Here is a 16,811-nt window from a genome sequence, read left to right as displayed (position 1 = left end):
AGGTTGTTATCGGAACATAAGTTAAGCGAACAATAATTCATCGCTTAGTCTACTTCCGAGGTTTCTCCCAATTAAAAAGTTCCCCCAACTTTTTCTGCTCCACAGGGATTTGACCTGCCGAAAGGCAGGTCCTTTTTAGAATATTTGCCCTTTTCTCCTTCCTCGAGATATTTATCTTTTTAACCATCAATTGCTAATATACAATGCACGTTATGCTGCAAACTAATCCTTTACAAAGCATTTTTTGACGATATTATGCTTGCGCAAACGTTTTCCTAGCCATTTTGGTCGCATAAATGAGGGTATTATGCTGTCGGACATTGACATTTGCCGCGCTACGCAACTAACTCCAATAACTCAAGTTGCTCACGCTGCCGGCCTACAACACGATGAGTTCCATAGCCAAGGCAAATACAAAGCGAAAGTTTCACTTAACAGCCTTAAACGTCTAGAGAACAACATTACGGGTAAGTTGGTTATCGTTACCGCGATTACACCTACGCCGCTTGGTGAAGGTAAAACCGTTACTACCATTGGGTTATCTCAAGGCCTTGCTAAGTTAAACCGCTCTGTGATGGCGTGTATTCGTCAACCTTCTATGGGTCCTGTCTTTGGTGTCAAAGGCGGTGCTGCAGGCGGTGGCTACTCACAAGTCGCGCCAATGGAAGAGCTCAATCTTCACTTAACCGGTGACATTCACGCAGTAACTGCGGCACACAACCTCGCCGCTGCGGCTATCGATGCTCGCATTTACCATGAGCAGCGCAATGGCTATGAAGACTTTGAACAACGCAGCGGATTAACTGCGCTTAGAATTGATTCTAAGAACGTGGTTTGGAAGCGTGTCATGGACCACAACGACCGCGCATTACGTATGGTCACCGTGGGTAAAAATGACATCGGCAAAACCATTAATGGCTACGAGCGCGAAGATGGCTTCGATATTTCGGCGGCGTCTGAGCTTATGGCAATTTTAGCACTCGCCTCTGACTTGAGTGATTTACGTCAGCGTATTGGACGCATCGTTGTCGCCTACAATTTAGATGGAGAGCCCGTCACAACTGAAGATCTGCAAGTTGCAGGTGCAATGGCTGTTAGTATGAAAGAAGCCATTGAGCCAACCTTAATGCAAACACTTGAAGGCGTTCCTACCCTGATACACGCAGGTCCATTTGCTAACATTGCTCATGGCAACTCCTCGATTATTGCCGATAGCATCGCCACCAAACTGGCCGAATTCACCGTTACCGAAGGTGGTTTCGGCTCAGATATGGGTTTTGAAAAAGCGTGCAATATCAAAGCGCAAGCTTCTGGAAAATCGCCTGACTGCGCCGTGATCGTGGCAACGCTCAGAGGCTTAAAGGCCAACTCTGGCCTGTATGATTTGAAACCGGGACAACCGATCCCTGACTCACTGTTCGAAAATGACGAAAAAGCACTGATTGCGGGCTTTGAAAACCTTAAATGGCATATTAATAACGTCAACAAATATGGCGTACCTGCTGTTGTGGCCATTAACCGCTTCCCACAAGATAGCCAAGAAGAACTTGAGCAACTCAAAGCCATGGTCGAAGCACTACCAAACAATGTGGAAGTGGCAATCAGCGAAGGTTTTGGCAAGGGTGGCGAAGGTACTATCGACTTAGCAGAAAAAGTGGTTAAACAGTGTCAGCACGAGACGCAATTCACCCCTCTCTACCGCTTAAATCAAACCACAGAAGAGAAGCTGATGGCTGTTGCGGAAGTCGGTTACGGTGCATCCAACGTGACATTAAGTTATCAAGCACGTAAGCAGCTTGATCGTTTTATTGCTCATGGCTATGACAACCTTGCGGTATGTCTGGCAAAGACCCCGCTGTCAATTTCCACAGATGGCAGCATTAAAGGCGCACCAACCAAGTTTAATGTTCCTATCCGCGAGCTTAAATTATGCGCTGGTGCAGGCTTTATTTACGCTCTGTGCGGAAATGTAATGACCATGCCGGGCCTACCTGAAAAGCCAGCGTTTATGAATTTAGACCTAGATGACGATGGCAACATCATTGGCTTAAGCTAAGCCATCCAATCAAGTTATCAATCAAAGCGAGCTCTATGCTCGCTTTTTTATCGCAGCTAATGAGGAAACCCATCAAATTTCGTAACCTCTAAGCCATTCTTATGCCACTCAGGTTGTTCACTGATAAATATTCTCGCATCGACGGTCTTTGTTGGCTCTTGGTTAAGGCTACCTGCTGGGACAATTAAGAACTTTCCACTTTTGTTTATGTAAGGCAAGCCTGAGCCGCACATCTTACAAAACACTTTTACGAATGCTCGCTCAGGATGGACAAAGCGTACTAGATGCTCTTCTCCTTTAAGCCATTTAATATTGTCAGGTGCAGTAAACAGATTAGTTGCATGTGCCGCCCCCGTTAACTTACGACACTGTTCACAATGACAAAAAAAGAAGTGTTTGAACTCGTCTTTCACTTCGAACTGAACTTCACCGCAGCAACAGCCACCTGATAATTTTCTAACCATCGGTGCTCTCCTTAGCCTGATAAACGTATATTTTTTGTATCGAATGCAATTTTTCAGCTCAATCATCTTTCCTTATCTTTAACACAAACACAACTCAAAGAGGTTGGAATGAAAGTAAAGCTTAAATGGTTCGCTCCTATCGCCGCTGTTGCAGCAATTGCCGCATCTTTTGTTGGCCAAGCCGATAGTGATATGAAAACCGCAATCAACGCAGACAATACGGCTATCGCCACATTAGCGGGCGGCTGCTTTTGGTGTACAGAATCTGATCTTGAAAAACTTCCAGGCGTTATCGATGTGATTTCTGGCTATTCTGGAGGTGAGCAAGAAAACCCAACCTACAAGCAAGTCTCTTCCGGTAAATCTGGCCACATTGAAGTCATTCAAGTCACTTATGACACCGATGAACTGACTTATGAGCAAGTGCTGGATCAGTTTTTCCGTCATATTGACCCAACAGATAGTAAAGGCTCGTTTGTGGATAGAGGGCCACAATATAGACCAGCCATCTTCTATCACGACCAGAAGCAAAAACAGATTGCGTCTAACTTCATGTCTGAGATTGAGCAGTTGGGCGTTTTCAAAAAGCCGCTGATGACGGAATTGATTAAGTTCGAGAAATTCTGGCCGGCAGAAAATTATCACCAAGACTACTACAAGCGCAGCAAAGTTCGTTACAACTACTATCGCTATGCATCAGGACGTGACCAGTATTTGGATGACATTTTTGGGGACGATCGAGAAAAGAACCCGAAAACGTTACGCCAACTGATTGATGACAGTAAAGCACAAGGCCAAAGCAAAGCGTATTCAAAGCCTTCAGAAAAGGAAATCAAATCAAAGCTGACTGAATTGCAATACTACGTAACGCAAGAAGATGGCACAGAACGCCCATTCAAAAACAAATACTGGGACAATAAACAAGCCGGTATTTATGTGGATATTGTCTCTGGTGAGCCTCTGTTTTCTTCAACAGATAAGTACCGTTCAGGCACAGGATGGCCGAGTTTCACTCAGCCAATCAACGATGTCTACGTGGTAACACAAACTGACTACAAGTTGATTTACCCACGTACCGAAGTGCGAAGCCGATTTGCTGATTCACACTTAGGCCACGTGTTTAAAGATGGCCCTGCGCCAACTGGGTTACGTTACTGCATGAACTCGGCCGCTATGCGTTTTGTCGCCAAAGAGAACATGGCAAAAGAGGGATATGAAGAGTACCTGTACCTATTTGAGGGGTAAGCCAATAAACGACAAAAGGCGCACTACTTGAGCGCGCCTTAATCCCTCGTTACTCAATCGTGAGTCTGCGAATCGAAATGTCTATAGATGCATTTCGATATTAAACGAGGCTTTGGAAATGATTACTTGATTCCATCCAAATTGTAGGTAAGACAGTTATTCCTCCATGCGAGTCGGTTCAGATTGCCTTACAACTTAAATATGGCTCAAAACAGTAAAAGTGCAAGTTTTGGATAAAAATTCCTCGAGCCAGTTTTCAACATTTCAACATAGCACTGACGACTCTATCTTTACCCATCAAGAGACCCTCTATTTAACCTCGGTTCGAGATAAGAAAGCCGATAAACTGAATTACTCAAATATGAAAATCAATATTCCATTCTTGTCGCTATAGTTAAATAGGCAGGGGCGTATAATTTCAGCCTTCCGCGCAACTAACTTAGAGGCCCCTATCCCCATGACCAAACGAGAGAAAATTAAACAATCTTTCCTAGCCAAGATGCCTAAGGATGCGATTAACCAATTTCTCTCCAAAGACAAAACACCGCTATCTGTGCTGTTTATGTCGCTTATTGTTGGGGTATTAGCTGGTTTAGTTGGCACCTATTTTGAGCACGCCGTTCACCTTGTATCCGAAACTCGTACCGAATGGCTGAAGAGTGAGATTGGCAGTGTGCTGCCATTATGGCTCGCGGCATTCTTAATTAGCGCCCTGTTGGCTTTTATTGGTTACTACTTAGTACATCGCTTTGCACCTGAAGCCGCAGGCTCTGGTATTCCAGAAATAGAAGGTGCAATGGATGGTATTCGCCCCGTTCGTTGGTGGCGTGTTTTACCGGTTAAATTTTTTGGTGGTATGGGCGCACTTGGGTCAGGCATGGTGCTTGGCCGCGAAGGGCCAACAGTGCAAATGGGTGGTGCAATTGGCCGAATGGTCACGGATATTTTCCGTGTGAAAAGTGAAGACACGCGTCATTCATTACTGGCTTCTGGCGCTGCCGGTGGCTTGGCCGCTGCCTTCAATGCCCCACTTGCAGGCATCATGTTTGTCGTTGAAGAAATGCGTCCGCAGTTTCGTTACTCACTGATTTCCATTCGAGCAGTCATCATCTCTGCTATCTCAGCCAACATCGTGTTTCGCTACATCAATGGCCAAGATGCGGTGATCACCATGCCGCAATATCAGCCGCCAGAATTGAATACCTTATGGTTGTTCCTATTACTTGGCGCACTATTTGGCATCTTTGGCGTCGTGTTCAATCGCCTTGTCACTTTCGCACAAGACATGTTTGTTAAGCTGCACAAAAACGACCGTAAACGTTATTTGCTGACAGGTTCAATGATCGGTGGCTGCTTTGGTTTAATGCTGCTTTATATGCCAGAACTTACCGGCGGCGGCATTTGGCTTATCCCCAATATTACCAATGGCGGCTACGGCGCAGATTTCCTATTGCTGTTATTTGCTGGGCGCATTTTCACGACGCTACTCTGCTTTGGCTCTGGTGCACCAGGTGGTATCTTTGCCCCTATGTTGGCGCTAGGTACCCTATTTGGATATGCTTTTGGCTTAATCGCGCAGCAACTTTTCCCTGATTTGCCGATAACCCCAGGTATGTTCGCCATTGCAGGTATGGGTGCGTTATTTGCGGGCACTGTACGCGCGCCTATCACAGGTATTTTATTGGTGATCGAGATGACCAATAATTATTACCTGATCTTGCCACTCATTATTACTAGCCTCGGTGCGGTTATTTTCGCTCAAATGCTGGGTGGACAACCCATATACAGTCAGCTCCTTCATCGTACCTTGAAAAATGAGAAATTAAGACAGCAAGATTTACCACCAGACGCAAATTGATAATTGCCACGCAACCGATCAACTTGCTATCATTTGCGCCCAATTTCATGAATTTATGGCGGAAATTGCATTTATTGTCGCAATTCCAACCTTAACCACTTCATGAACGCTTATCGACTCACACTGTTAAGGGCAAAAAGGAGCGCCTTCTTGAATTGGAGAAGACTGACGCAATTTCAAAATGTACCACCATCACAAGCTGCACTCGCATTGGGTATTATTGGCTTGGGACACGCATGGTCACTTTACATTCCAGAAATTGGCGTGCTTATTCGACCTTATCTTGCTGGGCTTGGCGCCATACTGCTCGCCCCTGTACTGATAAAATATCTCACCAATTTAGAAACCTTTATCGCCGACTTGCGTCACCCATTAAGCGGCAGTTTGATGGCGCCAATGAGTATGGCGCTACTGATTTTATGTGACTATCTAGCGGTAATCTCGCCGATCATCGCTTATCCAATTTGGTTTGCTGCACTCTTTCTCCACATCACCATGATGGTGCTGTTTTTCACTTTCCAGCTCTCCAACTTTAAAATGTCGAATATTGTACCGAGTTGGTTTTTATACCCTGTTGGGCTTATCAGTAGCTCGTTGGCGGGGACGCAGTTCGGCCACACACTGTTTTCTGAAACCTTAGTGAATGTGTGCATTACGATCTATTTCTTTATGTTGCCTTTGGTGTTGTACCGCTTAGTATTTGAGGGGATGCTGCCGCGCCGCGCTAGACCAACATTGGCTATCATGGCGGCACCGATAAACCTGACGCTTGCGACCTACCTAGTTAACTTTAAACAACCAGATCCAATTCTGACCGGTGCATTGGCGGGAATTGCCATCACCATGACGCTAATGATTTATCTCTGCTACTTTCGCTTAATGCGACTCAAGTTTCAGCCATCCATTGCAGCAGTCACCTTTCCATCAGTGATCAGCGCGGTAGCAATGCATCGCCTGACCACGTTTTTTGAGCAATACCATCCTCGCTGGCATTGGCTGCATGATTTTGGTCTGTTTGAGCTTTCTATCGCTACCATTTTGGTGATATGGGTATCGGCGGGCTATGTAAAAATGTACTGGCCTCAACGCTTAAGACGTAAAGCTCAATAACGGCCGTTCAAGACATTAACAGCATTAAAGCCACTGACGAATCTTCTGTAAGATGGTATCGGTGTTGGCAGGCTTAACCAAATAGTCGTTGAATCCAGCATTTGAGAGCGAAGCAACTAACTCGGTGCTTGAATCACCGGTATAGCCAATGATGGGCAACTGGCTAACCTGCGTCTGCATCGCGCGAATCGCTGTCGCTGCCTCTAAGCCATTTAATATTGGCATTTCAATATCCATCAGCACCAAGTCAAAATTTGGCTCTGACAAACATTCAAGGGCTTCTTGGCCATTTTTTGCTTGTACCACTTCAAAGCCATGTTGCTGCAATAAAATGGCGGTGTAAGCTCTAAACGAGTGGTTATCATCAGCCAGCAACACGCGCTTACCTTGAAACGTGATTTCATCGCTCTGGCGGCGCTCATCAGAAACCAGTTGTCGACTCATCATTGGCGATTCAAAGAACAACTCATCAATCACTCGGTTGCAATACTTCATCAAGCGTTGCTTTTCCAAAGGATAGAAAGCCATAGGCCTTTCTTGGCCATGGTAGTAACACCATTGCTTATCAAACAGATAGACAATTCTCGCTTCGGTGAAACCAAGTTTTACTTCTAACTGCTCAAGGTATTGGTTATCCGCTAGCTCGCAGTTAATGTCGATGAAGATGATATCGTACTCAAACTCATACTCGCCTCGCTCTAGCGCCTCTTCTACCTCTAAGTGAATAAACTTATACCCTTTGTAGAAAGCGGTATCATCAAGCACGCGAGAGATGGCCATCGAACGGCCAACATAAAGTGCCGATTTAGATTTCAACAGATCGGACTTAATACCAGCAACGGTATCAGAACTATACAGCGGGAAGCATAGGGTAAACTCGGTAAAGTGGTTGAGCTCTGATCGGCAACTGATCTTACCGCCCATCGCTTGCATTACCTTGTAGCAAAACGGTAAGCCAAGCCCGTAGCCTCCACTTTTACCATAGGTATAGAAATCTTCGAATATTTGGTTACGAACATCGCTACTCATACCGATTCCGTTATCACGGAAAATCAGCTCGTTGTAGTGGCCACAATGTTTTAGCTCCACTTCCACTCTAAATTGATCGCGTTTTCCGTAGTAAAAAGCATTCTTAAGCAAATTGTATAACGCGTACTTAAGCAGTGTATCACTACCAAAGAACGAGAAATCTTGTTTAAGATCCATTTGCACACTTTGGCGATGTTGTGGGCTTTGATAAGAAAAACTGTTGAGGGATTTCTGTACTACTTCACGCATCGAGTGTTTACGGTAACTGGCATTGGTAATGCGATTTTCATCAATCGATGTCAGAAGCAAATCGATGGTTTCTGTACCACTTCGAATCGCTTCATTGGCATCGGCAATCACCTCTTTTGCAAGCGTCGCCGACTCGTTCGACAAGGCAATTGGCTGATGTTTTTCCTTTGGATCAGGTAATAAAGAGTCAAGTACATCGATGGTCGCTTTTAACGCACTGAGCGGGTTACGCATCTCATGGGCAATGCCCGCACCAAACGATTTTGCAATAGATACGCGGCTTTCACTTTCACTCTGATTACGGCGATAAAACACAGTGCCAAACATGTAGTTAAAGATAAATATAGGCACATATTGCCAAAGTACTGATTGTTCCAACGTTTCTGCGTGTGGCCCGTAGACTAATAGCATAGCGACCAAAACCGCAATAACTGCCTGCATTATCACAATCGATGTTCGGCAAACCAGTAATATATGAATTAGGGTTGAGGCCATAAACGACATTACCCATACCGTCGACCAATCATTTTTGAACATCATGTAGGCGAAAAAGAACGGCAAACAGATAGATATACTGATAGAGAAATAGAGCGGTAAATAACGCTTAATATAACTAGGAACGTGATGACGTAACGCAATAACTAAGAACAGCAATGAGCAAAAGATACGCAGCCCGAGCGACTCATAAGGCTGAGGGAACATATAAGTCCAGACATAATAATAAACCGGAAAGCCAAAGAAGCCCATCCAGCCAATTAATGTCAAATTAGGTTCCGCATTTTGGTAAACCTTGCGTACCGCATCCATAACCATACTCACGTTAAAAATTTAAAGCCCTATAAAAATAGGGCTTATTTATAATTTACATTTTACTTAATAATGGGATATTTGGGAAATTTTATACAACCGATATCATGTACCGTTAACTCTAAGCCATTCCATGCAGCGAGACACGGCTACCGCTACGATCAGCGGTAACATCCACTCTAAGTGACATCTGCTCTTTAAGCTCACTCACGTGTGAGATCAAACCTATGGTTCGGCCACCTTGCTGTAAATCAATCAGTGTTTGGATGGCCAAATCGAGCGACTCTGGGTCTAAGCTACCAAAACCTTCATCAATAAACAGGGTATCAAGACGAATACCGCCGCTATAAGATTGCACAACGTCTGAGAGGCCAAGCGCTAACGCCAATGCAGCCATGAAAGACTCACCACCTGATAAAGTCGCAACATCACGCAACTTACCTGAATAGCCATCTTCCACCAGCAAATCAAGGCCAGAACCCGCATTACCTTTTGCTCGCTCCTCCTTACGGCGTAATTCGTAGCGCCCCTTACTCATCTTGCGCAAACGCTGAGAGGCTTGAATCAAGACATCATCGAGCAGTACGCCAAGCACAAAACGATGCAGGCTTACCTTGGCGCCCGTTCGGCCATTAGCAATATCACTTAACGTACCAATCACTTGATACTCTTGTTCAAGCGCTTGATTTTGTTTGTAGAGTTCGGTCAGTCGCAGCTCTACTTTATGTAGGTTGTCGTACTGGGATTTTAGCTGGCTAAGCGCATTTAGCGCCTTTTGATGCGCTTGCTGAGCGCCAAGTAAGATTTGCTCCAAAGCATCAAGATCTGGCAATGGCTGCTCGGCTAGATCTTGCTCTAGTGCCGAAAGCGCGCCTCTTAAGCTAGATAGCTGCTCGGAATATTGTTGTAACTGATGCTCTATCTGCTCTACTTGAATTTGGCTAAGCTCGGCGCTAATGAATGCGGCTTCATCGGCAAACTGGCTGGCACTCAAGGCTTGCTGCCACGTTTGTTGCACCGCTTCGAGCTTTTGCTTCGCCTCTTCCAACTGTTTGTTAAAGGCATCCGCTTGGGTTTGGCTGGTCAGCAGTTGGCTTTGAGTGTGCTCAAACGTGGTTTTCGCCGCCGCTTCTGCCTGTTGCAAAGAGTGAATCTGCTGTTGAGTTTTGTGCTGCTCTGCTTGCACAAACTGGCTATCTTGCTGGCTTAAATCCACATCTTGCATCAAGGTATGCAACGCAGATTGCACAGTGGCTAATTGCTGTTTGTCTTGAGTCTGTTTCTGCTCCATCAAAACCAGCTGCTGCTTAAGCTGTGTAAACTGCTGTTCTAGGCTGTTTAACTGCGCGTTAAGCTGCTCGATATTGAGCTGCTCTAACTTGGCAATCTCCGTTAATAGCTTTGCTAACTCCTGTTGCCATTGCTCGCCCGATTTACTCACATCGCTTAGCTGTTGCTGCCAACCTTTTACGGCTTGCTCAACTTTAGCCACATCCATCTGCGCTTGCTGCAATGCTTGATTAGCTTGCTCTTGCTCATTTAGGCGAAGCTGCTGCTCAGCACGTGCATCATCAACTTTTTGTTTAGTGATCGCTTGCCCCACAAACTCAGCAGGCTTGGGATGTTCTTTACTGCCACACACAGGACAAGGCTCACCAAGCTGCAATGTTTGAGCAAGCACCGCCGCTTGCGCTGAGTGCCATGTATATTCGAGCTGATCAGCATTGCGCTTAGCCAATTCAGTTTGCTGCACCGCAAACTGATGTTCGCCTTGTTTTTGCTGATGGATTTGCTGTAACTGCTGCGCCGCTTGTTGGGTGTTGGCCAGTTCGTTACATGCTTGAATCTGCTTTTCAACCGTTAGGCGCTGTTGCTGCATGGCTGGCAACGCAGCAATTTGCTCTTTACTGCTTTGTAAGTTCGTTTGCTGCACTTTTATTTGCCGCTCTAATTGCTCAAGTTGACCACGCCCTTGTGTTACTGCCAACTCTGACTGCTGGCAGGCACTTTCAGCCGCCACTAAATGCGCTTGCTGCTTGTCGCGCTCAGCCAAGCGCTTTGCCACTTCCTGTAAATTGAACAACTGTTGCTGCAAAGCAGGGACAGCTTGAGCGGCTTGTGTCGCTTGCTCTAGATTGGCGTGCGCTACTTGATGAGCTTGTTGCGCGGTAACCACTTTAGCCGCTGACAGCTCTACTTGCTGAGCGAGCTGATTAGCGCCTTGCGCAGCTTGCAACTGATTATTATAAGGTAGCTTTAACTCTTGAGCGGCCAAAGCTTGTTTACGCTGGGATGTTAAGTTGTCCATCTCAGGCTGCTTGGCCTGAAGTTGTTGTACTTGCTGAGTCAGTTGTTCTCGGCGGACGAATTTTGCTTGCAGATCGCTCGCTGATTTATGCGCTGCCTGCGCTTGCTCTAGCTCTTTAGCCTTGCTGTCTGTGGCTTGCTGCGCTGACTCCAACTGCGGAGCTAACTCTTGCAGTTGCTGTTTGAGCGCATCTTCCGTTGCCACACTTGCTACATCAAGCGCGCCTTTAATCTGGTTATCAAACTCATCTTTAGACCGGCGAATATGCGCGGCTTTATCAAACAACGCACGTTCAATCGCAACATAAATGTGAGTTTGGAAAAGCTGACCGAAAATCTGCTCTCGCTCTTTGGAGTTGGCGATCAATAGTTCACGGAACTTACCTTGTGGCAGTACCATCACCTGACGAAACTGTTTTACATCTAGGCCAATCAACTCCACCACGGCTTTCGCCACGGGAGTAGGTTTATTGGCAATCAACTGCTCTTCGCCGTCGACCAATTTAAACAAGGTGGCGTTATGGGCTTTTTTGGTTGTCCCTTCACCGCGTTTTTTTGGCACTTGCTGCTCAGGAGAGCGCACCACTCGATATTGGTTTGGTCCTAAGCTGAAATCGAAGCTCACCTCAGCTACTGCATCGGCGCTGGCGTGGTCACAGCGCATTTGATCGCCAGTACGTTCGCTGCCTGTCGTTTCGCCGTACAAGGCAAAACAGATCGCATCAAGAATCGAGCTCTTACCCGACCCTGTTGGGCCATTGATCAGAAATAGCGGAGCATGCCCAAGCGCGGTAAAGTCGATTTCTTCTTTACCCGCAAACGGGCCAAACGCTTGAATGGTTAACTTTAGCGGCGTCATTACTTAGCCTCCTTGTCAGCAGAAAGCTGCTGAATAATGTCTGATATCGCCGTTTCTTGTTGCTCAGTCAGTGGCTCCTTTTTCGCTTCTAAGAAGAAGTCTTTAAACATATCGAGCTCACCACGCGCTAGCCTCGCCTTGCCAATATCTTGATCGACGCCCACCAGCATGCCCGGCTTCTCGAGATGCAGGACATTTGGATAGACCTTACGCAATTTTTCCATTGGGTCTAAGATGGCGTGCTTGTCTTGTAAACGAACCAATAGATAATCGTGGGCATTAGGGTCGGTTTTACCTTGTTGCAAGATCTCATCCATCTCCCCCTCAACAATGCGCATTTGATGCGGTGCGACAAGCGGGATATGGGTAACCGATTTGAAGCCGTTTTCATCCAGCTCTACAAGGCTCATACCCTTGTTGTGGTGTTGCTCAGAAAAACTGTATTTCATTAAAGAGCCAGAGTAACGGATATACTCCTCACCCTTTTTTTGTGGCTGATGCAAATGACCTAATGCGACGTAGTCGAAATCAACGAAATGTTGATGGCTGACGCGCTCAGAGCCGCCAATAGAGAGCGGACGTTCTGATTCAGATTCTATCGCGCCATCCATAAAGCAGTGGCTAATGAGTACGTTCTTTTGCTTGATATTTCGCTGCTCTAGGATCAAATTGGCTAGATATTGATGGGCTTGATCATGGTCTGACACGCTTTGCTGGTAGTGATGACGCACTAACTCAGGGTCGTTATAAGGCATGCCATAAAATGCTACCTCGCCGATTTCACTATTTAGCACCACGGGTTTCAGCATATCGTCAAAGTTAGCAATGATGTGCAGGCCTGCGCCTTTCATTTGCCCTGCGCCAAACGCTAAGCGCTGCGCACCATCATGGTTACCTGAGATAAGAATAATCGGTAGGTTGCGCTGTGAGCACACCTTTTCAACAAATTGGTCAAGCAATTCAATGGCTGCGGTTGGGGGTACTGAACGATCATAAATATCACCAGCGATGACCAGCGCATCAACCGGATTTTCATCAATGTATTGGATAATCTGTTCGAGTACGGCTCGCTGATCATCAAGCAGTGAGACGTTATGAAACTGACGGCCTAGGTGCCAATCTGAGGTGTGAAGGAACTTCATTTGCGCCCTTATTCTTATCGTTAAGGGCGCAATAATAACATTGTAGAATTGAGCTAACTATCGGCTTTTACACTGAGTAATCGCATTTTCTAGCAGTTCTAAGGCGGTTTGCTCACATGGTGGAAGCTGCGCGTCGCTCATTTCAATCGGCGTTACACGTTGACCCCAACGAACATGACCCGCGCCCCAAGTTAAACCCGCGCCAAATGCAGCCAAAAGCAGGTTATCACCCGGTTTTACTTTACCTTGTTCTAAAGCTTCACACAGTGCAATCGGCACAGTCGCCGCAGAAGTGTTGCCGTAGTTTTGGATGTTTACAAACGCCTTCTCTTGAGCAATCCCCGCGAGGTCACACAAAGTTTGGATGATGCGAATGTTCGCTTGATGCGGGATTACAACATCAACTTGATCGGTAGTCAGTTGGCTACGAGTCAACACGCTGTGCGCCGCAGCACCCATGCCTTTTACCGCACGTTTGAAGATTTCTTTACCTACGAAGTTGAAATCCCAATGGCCATTATCAGCGGCAAAGCGATCCATCGAAGTACCAAATTTGGGCACGGCCAAAATATCACGGCCTTGCGAATCACAACCTAGCTGCGCGTTTTGCAGACCAACTGGCTGCTCTGTCTTACTTAAGATGGCTGCGCCTGCACCATCACCAAATAAAACTGCGGTATCACGCTGTGTCCAATCAATATAAAACGATAGACGCTCAGCACCGATAATCAGTGCGTTTTGGTAGTTACCCGCTTGGATTAAACGTGTCGCGGTTTCTAGCGCATACACAAAGCCAGTACAAGCTGCGTTCAAATCAAATGCCGTCGCACCTTGAATACCAAGATTTTGCGACACTTTAGACGCGATGTTAGGGATAAGAGAATCTGGTGAACAGGTCGCCACGATAATTACATCAACGTCTTGAGCGGTAATTCCCGCACAGGCAATCGCGTGCTTAGCAGCAACTGTCGCCATATCTGACGTTTCTACATGGCTAATACGACGATTTTCAATCCCCGTTCGAGTGCGAATCCACTCATCAGAAGTGTCAAGGAAGGTACTTAGGTCATCGTTAGAGAGCGTTGCTGGCGGAACACATTTCCCCCAACCAGTAATTTCAGCGTAGTAGTTGGTCATTGAGAGCCTTTATTTTTCTTCATTTATCCCCAAATAGTATATATCCGCGTGGTGCATGGCAATATTCACCGCTACTGCAATATTAGTACAAGCTCGCGTAGTCACTAAAACAGAGAATAGGAAGTGGTAATGGAAGAAGTGTATTTTGCTGGCGGCTGCCTTTGGGGAGTGCAAGAGTTTATGCGCCACGTCCCTGGCGTTGTTGAGACAGAAGCTGGCCGCGCAAACGGAAGCAGCACCGCAACCAATACGCCTTATGATGGTTATGCGGAGTGTGTACGAACCGTTTTTGACCCCAGCCTAGTCACACTAGAACAGCTGATCGGCTACTTTTTCGAGATCATCGATCCTCATAGCATCAACAAACAAGGTGATGATATCGGCGAAAAATACCGTACAGGTATTTACAGCCAAAACGCTCAGCACTTAGAGAGCGCAAAGCAGTTTATTGCCAATCGCAAAGACAGCGAACAGATTGCGGTTGAAGTCATATCACTCAACAACTATGTAAAGAGCGATCCTGAGCATCAAGACCGTTTGACGTTACACCCTAACGATTACTGCCATATCCCGCTAGATTTACTACATAAGTACAAACAATAACTTAACAACAATATTCAACAACAGATGGTAATGCTCAACACCATCGTATAAGCAATTAGAAGAGAGAAGTCATGTCAACATTCAACACCCGATGCCCATCGTGTTCAGGGGTTAACCGAGTTCCATTAGAACGCGTATCTGAAAGCCCTAACTGTGGTAAATGCCAACAGCCACTGCTCGACGGTGCGCCTATCGAGGGTACAGAGTCTAATTTTGCTGCTCTACTAAACAGTGACCAACCTGTTGTGGTCGATTTTTGGGCTCCGTGGTGTAACCCTTGTGTGGGATTTGCGCCCGTGTTTGAAGATACCGCCAGCGAGCGTACAGGAAATGTTCGATTCGTAAAAATAAATACTGAAAACCAGCAGAATTTGGCGATGCAACATCAAATTAGGAGCATTCCAACCGTTATGGTATTCAAAAATGGTAAAAGAGTTGATGTCATTAATGGCGCGCTACCCAAAGGCCAGTTTAATCAATGGCTAAATGATGCTTTGACCAAATAAACCACCTCCCATATCAAACAAATAAATGCCGACAGATTGCTTATTTTGTCGGCTTTTTCATATAAATACTCAGCAATTCCTACGATAAAAATCATTAATCGTCAGGAGTAAAACTTTTCGTTTTACCAAAACCTCTCAATTGTCCATAGTCGCCGCAAATCCCCCCTAAATTATATTCAACTTGAGGCAAAGACATTGGAAAACACTCTAGCTCCTGCACCTAAAGCTCGCATCGCAGTTCCTGTTATCGCGTTAGCTCTATATGCGGTAGCATCTGGCTATTTAATGAGCTTGATTCCGCTAATGCTTCCACACTACGGTTTGGACGGCAGTTTAGCGAGTTGGCTAGCCAGTGTGTTCTATGCCGGTCTTCTAGTTGGAGCAATGGTGATCGAACCTTTAGTAAATAAAGTGGGTCACCGCAATGCGTTCATCTACTGCCTATTGGCGTTTATTTCGACCATTCTAGTATTGCCTACCATTGCTTCGGCATCGGCGTGGTTAGTGGCTCGTTTTATCGCGGGTATTGCGGTTGCAGGCGTGTTCGTGATTGTTGAATCTTGGTTGCTTCACGGTGACGAAAGCGCACGAGCAAAACGCTTGGGTTTGTACATGGGTTCTCTATACGGTGGTAGCTCACTAGGCCAACTTGGTATCGGGTTCTTAGGTATCACAGGTAGCGTGCCATTCATCGCGATTTTCTTGCTACTTAGCTTAGCGATTGTGGTGTTGTTTTTTGGCCGTTCTGATCAACCTGAATCAGGCCATAGCGCTTCACTGTCTCTAAAACAAATGACCAAGCTAAACCACGCTGCAATTATTGGCTGTATTGTTTCAGGTTTAACTTTAGGTGCGATTTACGGCCTAATGCCTGTAGAACTGAGCAATCGCGGTATTGCTAACGATGACCTAGGCGGTCTAATGGCATTGATTATCTTAGGTGGTATGGCGGTACAACCTATTGTGCCTTGGTTGTCTAAGTTTCTAGGTCGCACACTACTCATGGCGCTATTCTGCCTACTGGGCGTTGGCTCGATTAGCTTAGCGGCTTCAGACAGCAGCATCTACCTACTAGGTATCAGCTTGTTTGTGTTGGGTATGGCGGTATTCGCAATTTACCCTGTTGCGATCAACCTAGGCTGTGACAAACTTGACCCGAGCTACATTGTTTCGGTGACTCAAGTAATGCTATTTAGCTACAGCATTGGCTCAGTTGCAGGCCCAGTGATTGCAGATGGCTTTATGCTCGGCACTCAAGGCCTACTAGGTTACTTATTTGCTGCACTACTGGCGACTTGCATCTACATGCTACTTGCGAGCATCAAAGGTAAACGCCAAGCAATGGCGGGCGAATAAATCGATATTCAATGTCGGAATCTGAATGTTCCAGACATGCAAAAGGGCGCTAAGCGCCCTTTTTGATTTTTAATGTTTGGAAA

General features: G+C 46.0%; 12 protein-coding genes. 7 read left to right on the top strand and 5 right to left on the bottom strand.

Annotated elements, in window-relative coordinates; all coding sequences use genetic code 11:
- The first annotated feature begins 307 nt into the window (after positions 1 to 307).
- The gene (locus MU515_RS11795; protein ID WP_260260624.1) at positions 308 to 2,056 is read left to right on the top strand and encodes a formate--tetrahydrofolate ligase; all 1,749 of its coding nucleotides are present in this window, start codon (positions 308 to 310) and stop codon (positions 2,054 to 2,056) included.
- A gap of 56 nt (positions 2,057 to 2,112) precedes the next feature.
- On the opposite strand, the gene MU515_RS11790 is transcribed toward MU515_RS11795, so the two are convergent.
- On the bottom strand, positions 2,113 to 2,520 hold the full coding sequence (locus MU515_RS11790; protein ID WP_260260623.1) for a GFA family protein: 408 nt from the start codon (positions 2,518 to 2,520) through the stop codon (positions 2,113 to 2,115).
- Positions 2,521 to 2,628: 108 nt separating this feature from the next.
- Between MU515_RS11790 and msrB the strand changes: the two genes are divergently transcribed.
- The 3 genes from msrB (at position 2,629) to MU515_RS11775 (ending at position 6,733) form a co-directional block, all read left to right on the top strand.
- A complete protein-coding gene (msrB, locus tag MU515_RS11785; RefSeq protein ID WP_260260622.1) occupies positions 2,629 to 3,765 on the top strand; it encodes a peptide-methionine (R)-S-oxide reductase MsrB in 1,137 nt (378 codons plus the stop codon).
- A 457-nt stretch (positions 3,766 to 4,222) separates the two neighbouring features.
- On the top strand, positions 4,223 to 5,623 hold the full coding sequence (gene clcA, locus MU515_RS11780) for a H(+)/Cl(-) exchange transporter ClcA (protein WP_260260621.1): 1,401 nt from the start codon (positions 4,223 to 4,225) through the stop codon (positions 5,621 to 5,623).
- A gap of 150 nt (positions 5,624 to 5,773) precedes the next feature.
- A complete protein-coding gene (locus tag MU515_RS11775; protein WP_490723100.1) occupies positions 5,774 to 6,733 on the top strand; it encodes a TDT family transporter in 960 nt (319 codons plus the stop codon).
- Between the two features lie 24 nt (positions 6,734 to 6,757).
- On the opposite strand, the gene MU515_RS11770 is transcribed toward MU515_RS11775, so the two are convergent.
- From MU515_RS11770 to MU515_RS11755, 4 genes are all read right to left on the bottom strand, one after another.
- Positions 6,758 to 8,818 (bottom strand): ATP-binding response regulator, encoded by a 2,061-nt coding sequence (locus tag MU515_RS11770; RefSeq protein WP_260260619.1) that lies wholly within the window; start codon positions 8,816 to 8,818, stop codon positions 6,758 to 6,760.
- Positions 8,819 to 8,939: 121 nt separating this feature from the next.
- Entirely contained in the window at positions 8,940 to 11,984 is a 3,045-nt protein-coding gene (locus MU515_RS11765; protein ID WP_260260618.1) for an AAA family ATPase, read from the bottom strand.
- Positions 11,984 to 13,126, bottom strand: coding sequence for an exonuclease SbcCD subunit D (locus MU515_RS11760; protein ID WP_260260617.1), 1,143 nt, complete (start codon positions 13,124 to 13,126; stop codon positions 11,984 to 11,986). Before MU515_RS11760 ends, MU515_RS11765 begins: the two co-directional genes overlap by 1 nt.
- A 57-nt stretch (positions 13,127 to 13,183) precedes the next feature.
- Positions 13,184 to 14,263 (bottom strand): ketoacyl-ACP synthase III, encoded by a 1,080-nt coding sequence (locus MU515_RS11755; protein WP_260260616.1) that lies wholly within the window; start codon positions 14,261 to 14,263, stop codon positions 13,184 to 13,186.
- A gap of 129 nt (positions 14,264 to 14,392) precedes the next feature.
- On the opposite strand from MU515_RS11755, the gene MU515_RS11750 reads away from it, so the two are divergent.
- From MU515_RS11750 to MU515_RS11740, 3 genes are all read left to right on the top strand, one after another.
- Entirely contained in the window at positions 14,393 to 14,866 is a 474-nt protein-coding gene (locus tag MU515_RS11750) for a peptide-methionine (S)-S-oxide reductase (RefSeq protein ID WP_260260615.1), read from the top strand.
- A gap of 71 nt (positions 14,867 to 14,937) precedes the next feature.
- The gene (gene trxC / locus MU515_RS11745) at positions 14,938 to 15,372 is read left to right on the top strand and encodes a thioredoxin TrxC (protein WP_260260614.1); all 435 of its coding nucleotides are present in this window, start codon (positions 14,938 to 14,940) and stop codon (positions 15,370 to 15,372) included.
- Between the two features lie 195 nt (positions 15,373 to 15,567).
- Positions 15,568 to 16,728, top strand: a complete 1,161-nt coding sequence (locus MU515_RS11740) for an MFS transporter (RefSeq protein WP_260260613.1) — start codon at positions 15,568 to 15,570, stop codon at positions 16,726 to 16,728.
- The last annotated feature ends 83 nt before the right edge of the window (positions 16,729 to 16,811 follow it).

The organism is Vibrio intestinalis, assembly GCF_025195085.2.
Classification (GTDB): Bacteria; Pseudomonadota; Gammaproteobacteria; order Enterobacterales; family Vibrionaceae; genus Vibrio; species Vibrio intestinalis.
The sequence above is the reverse complement of the archived record's forward strand: the minus strand, read 5'-3'. Positions and strand labels throughout refer to the sequence as shown.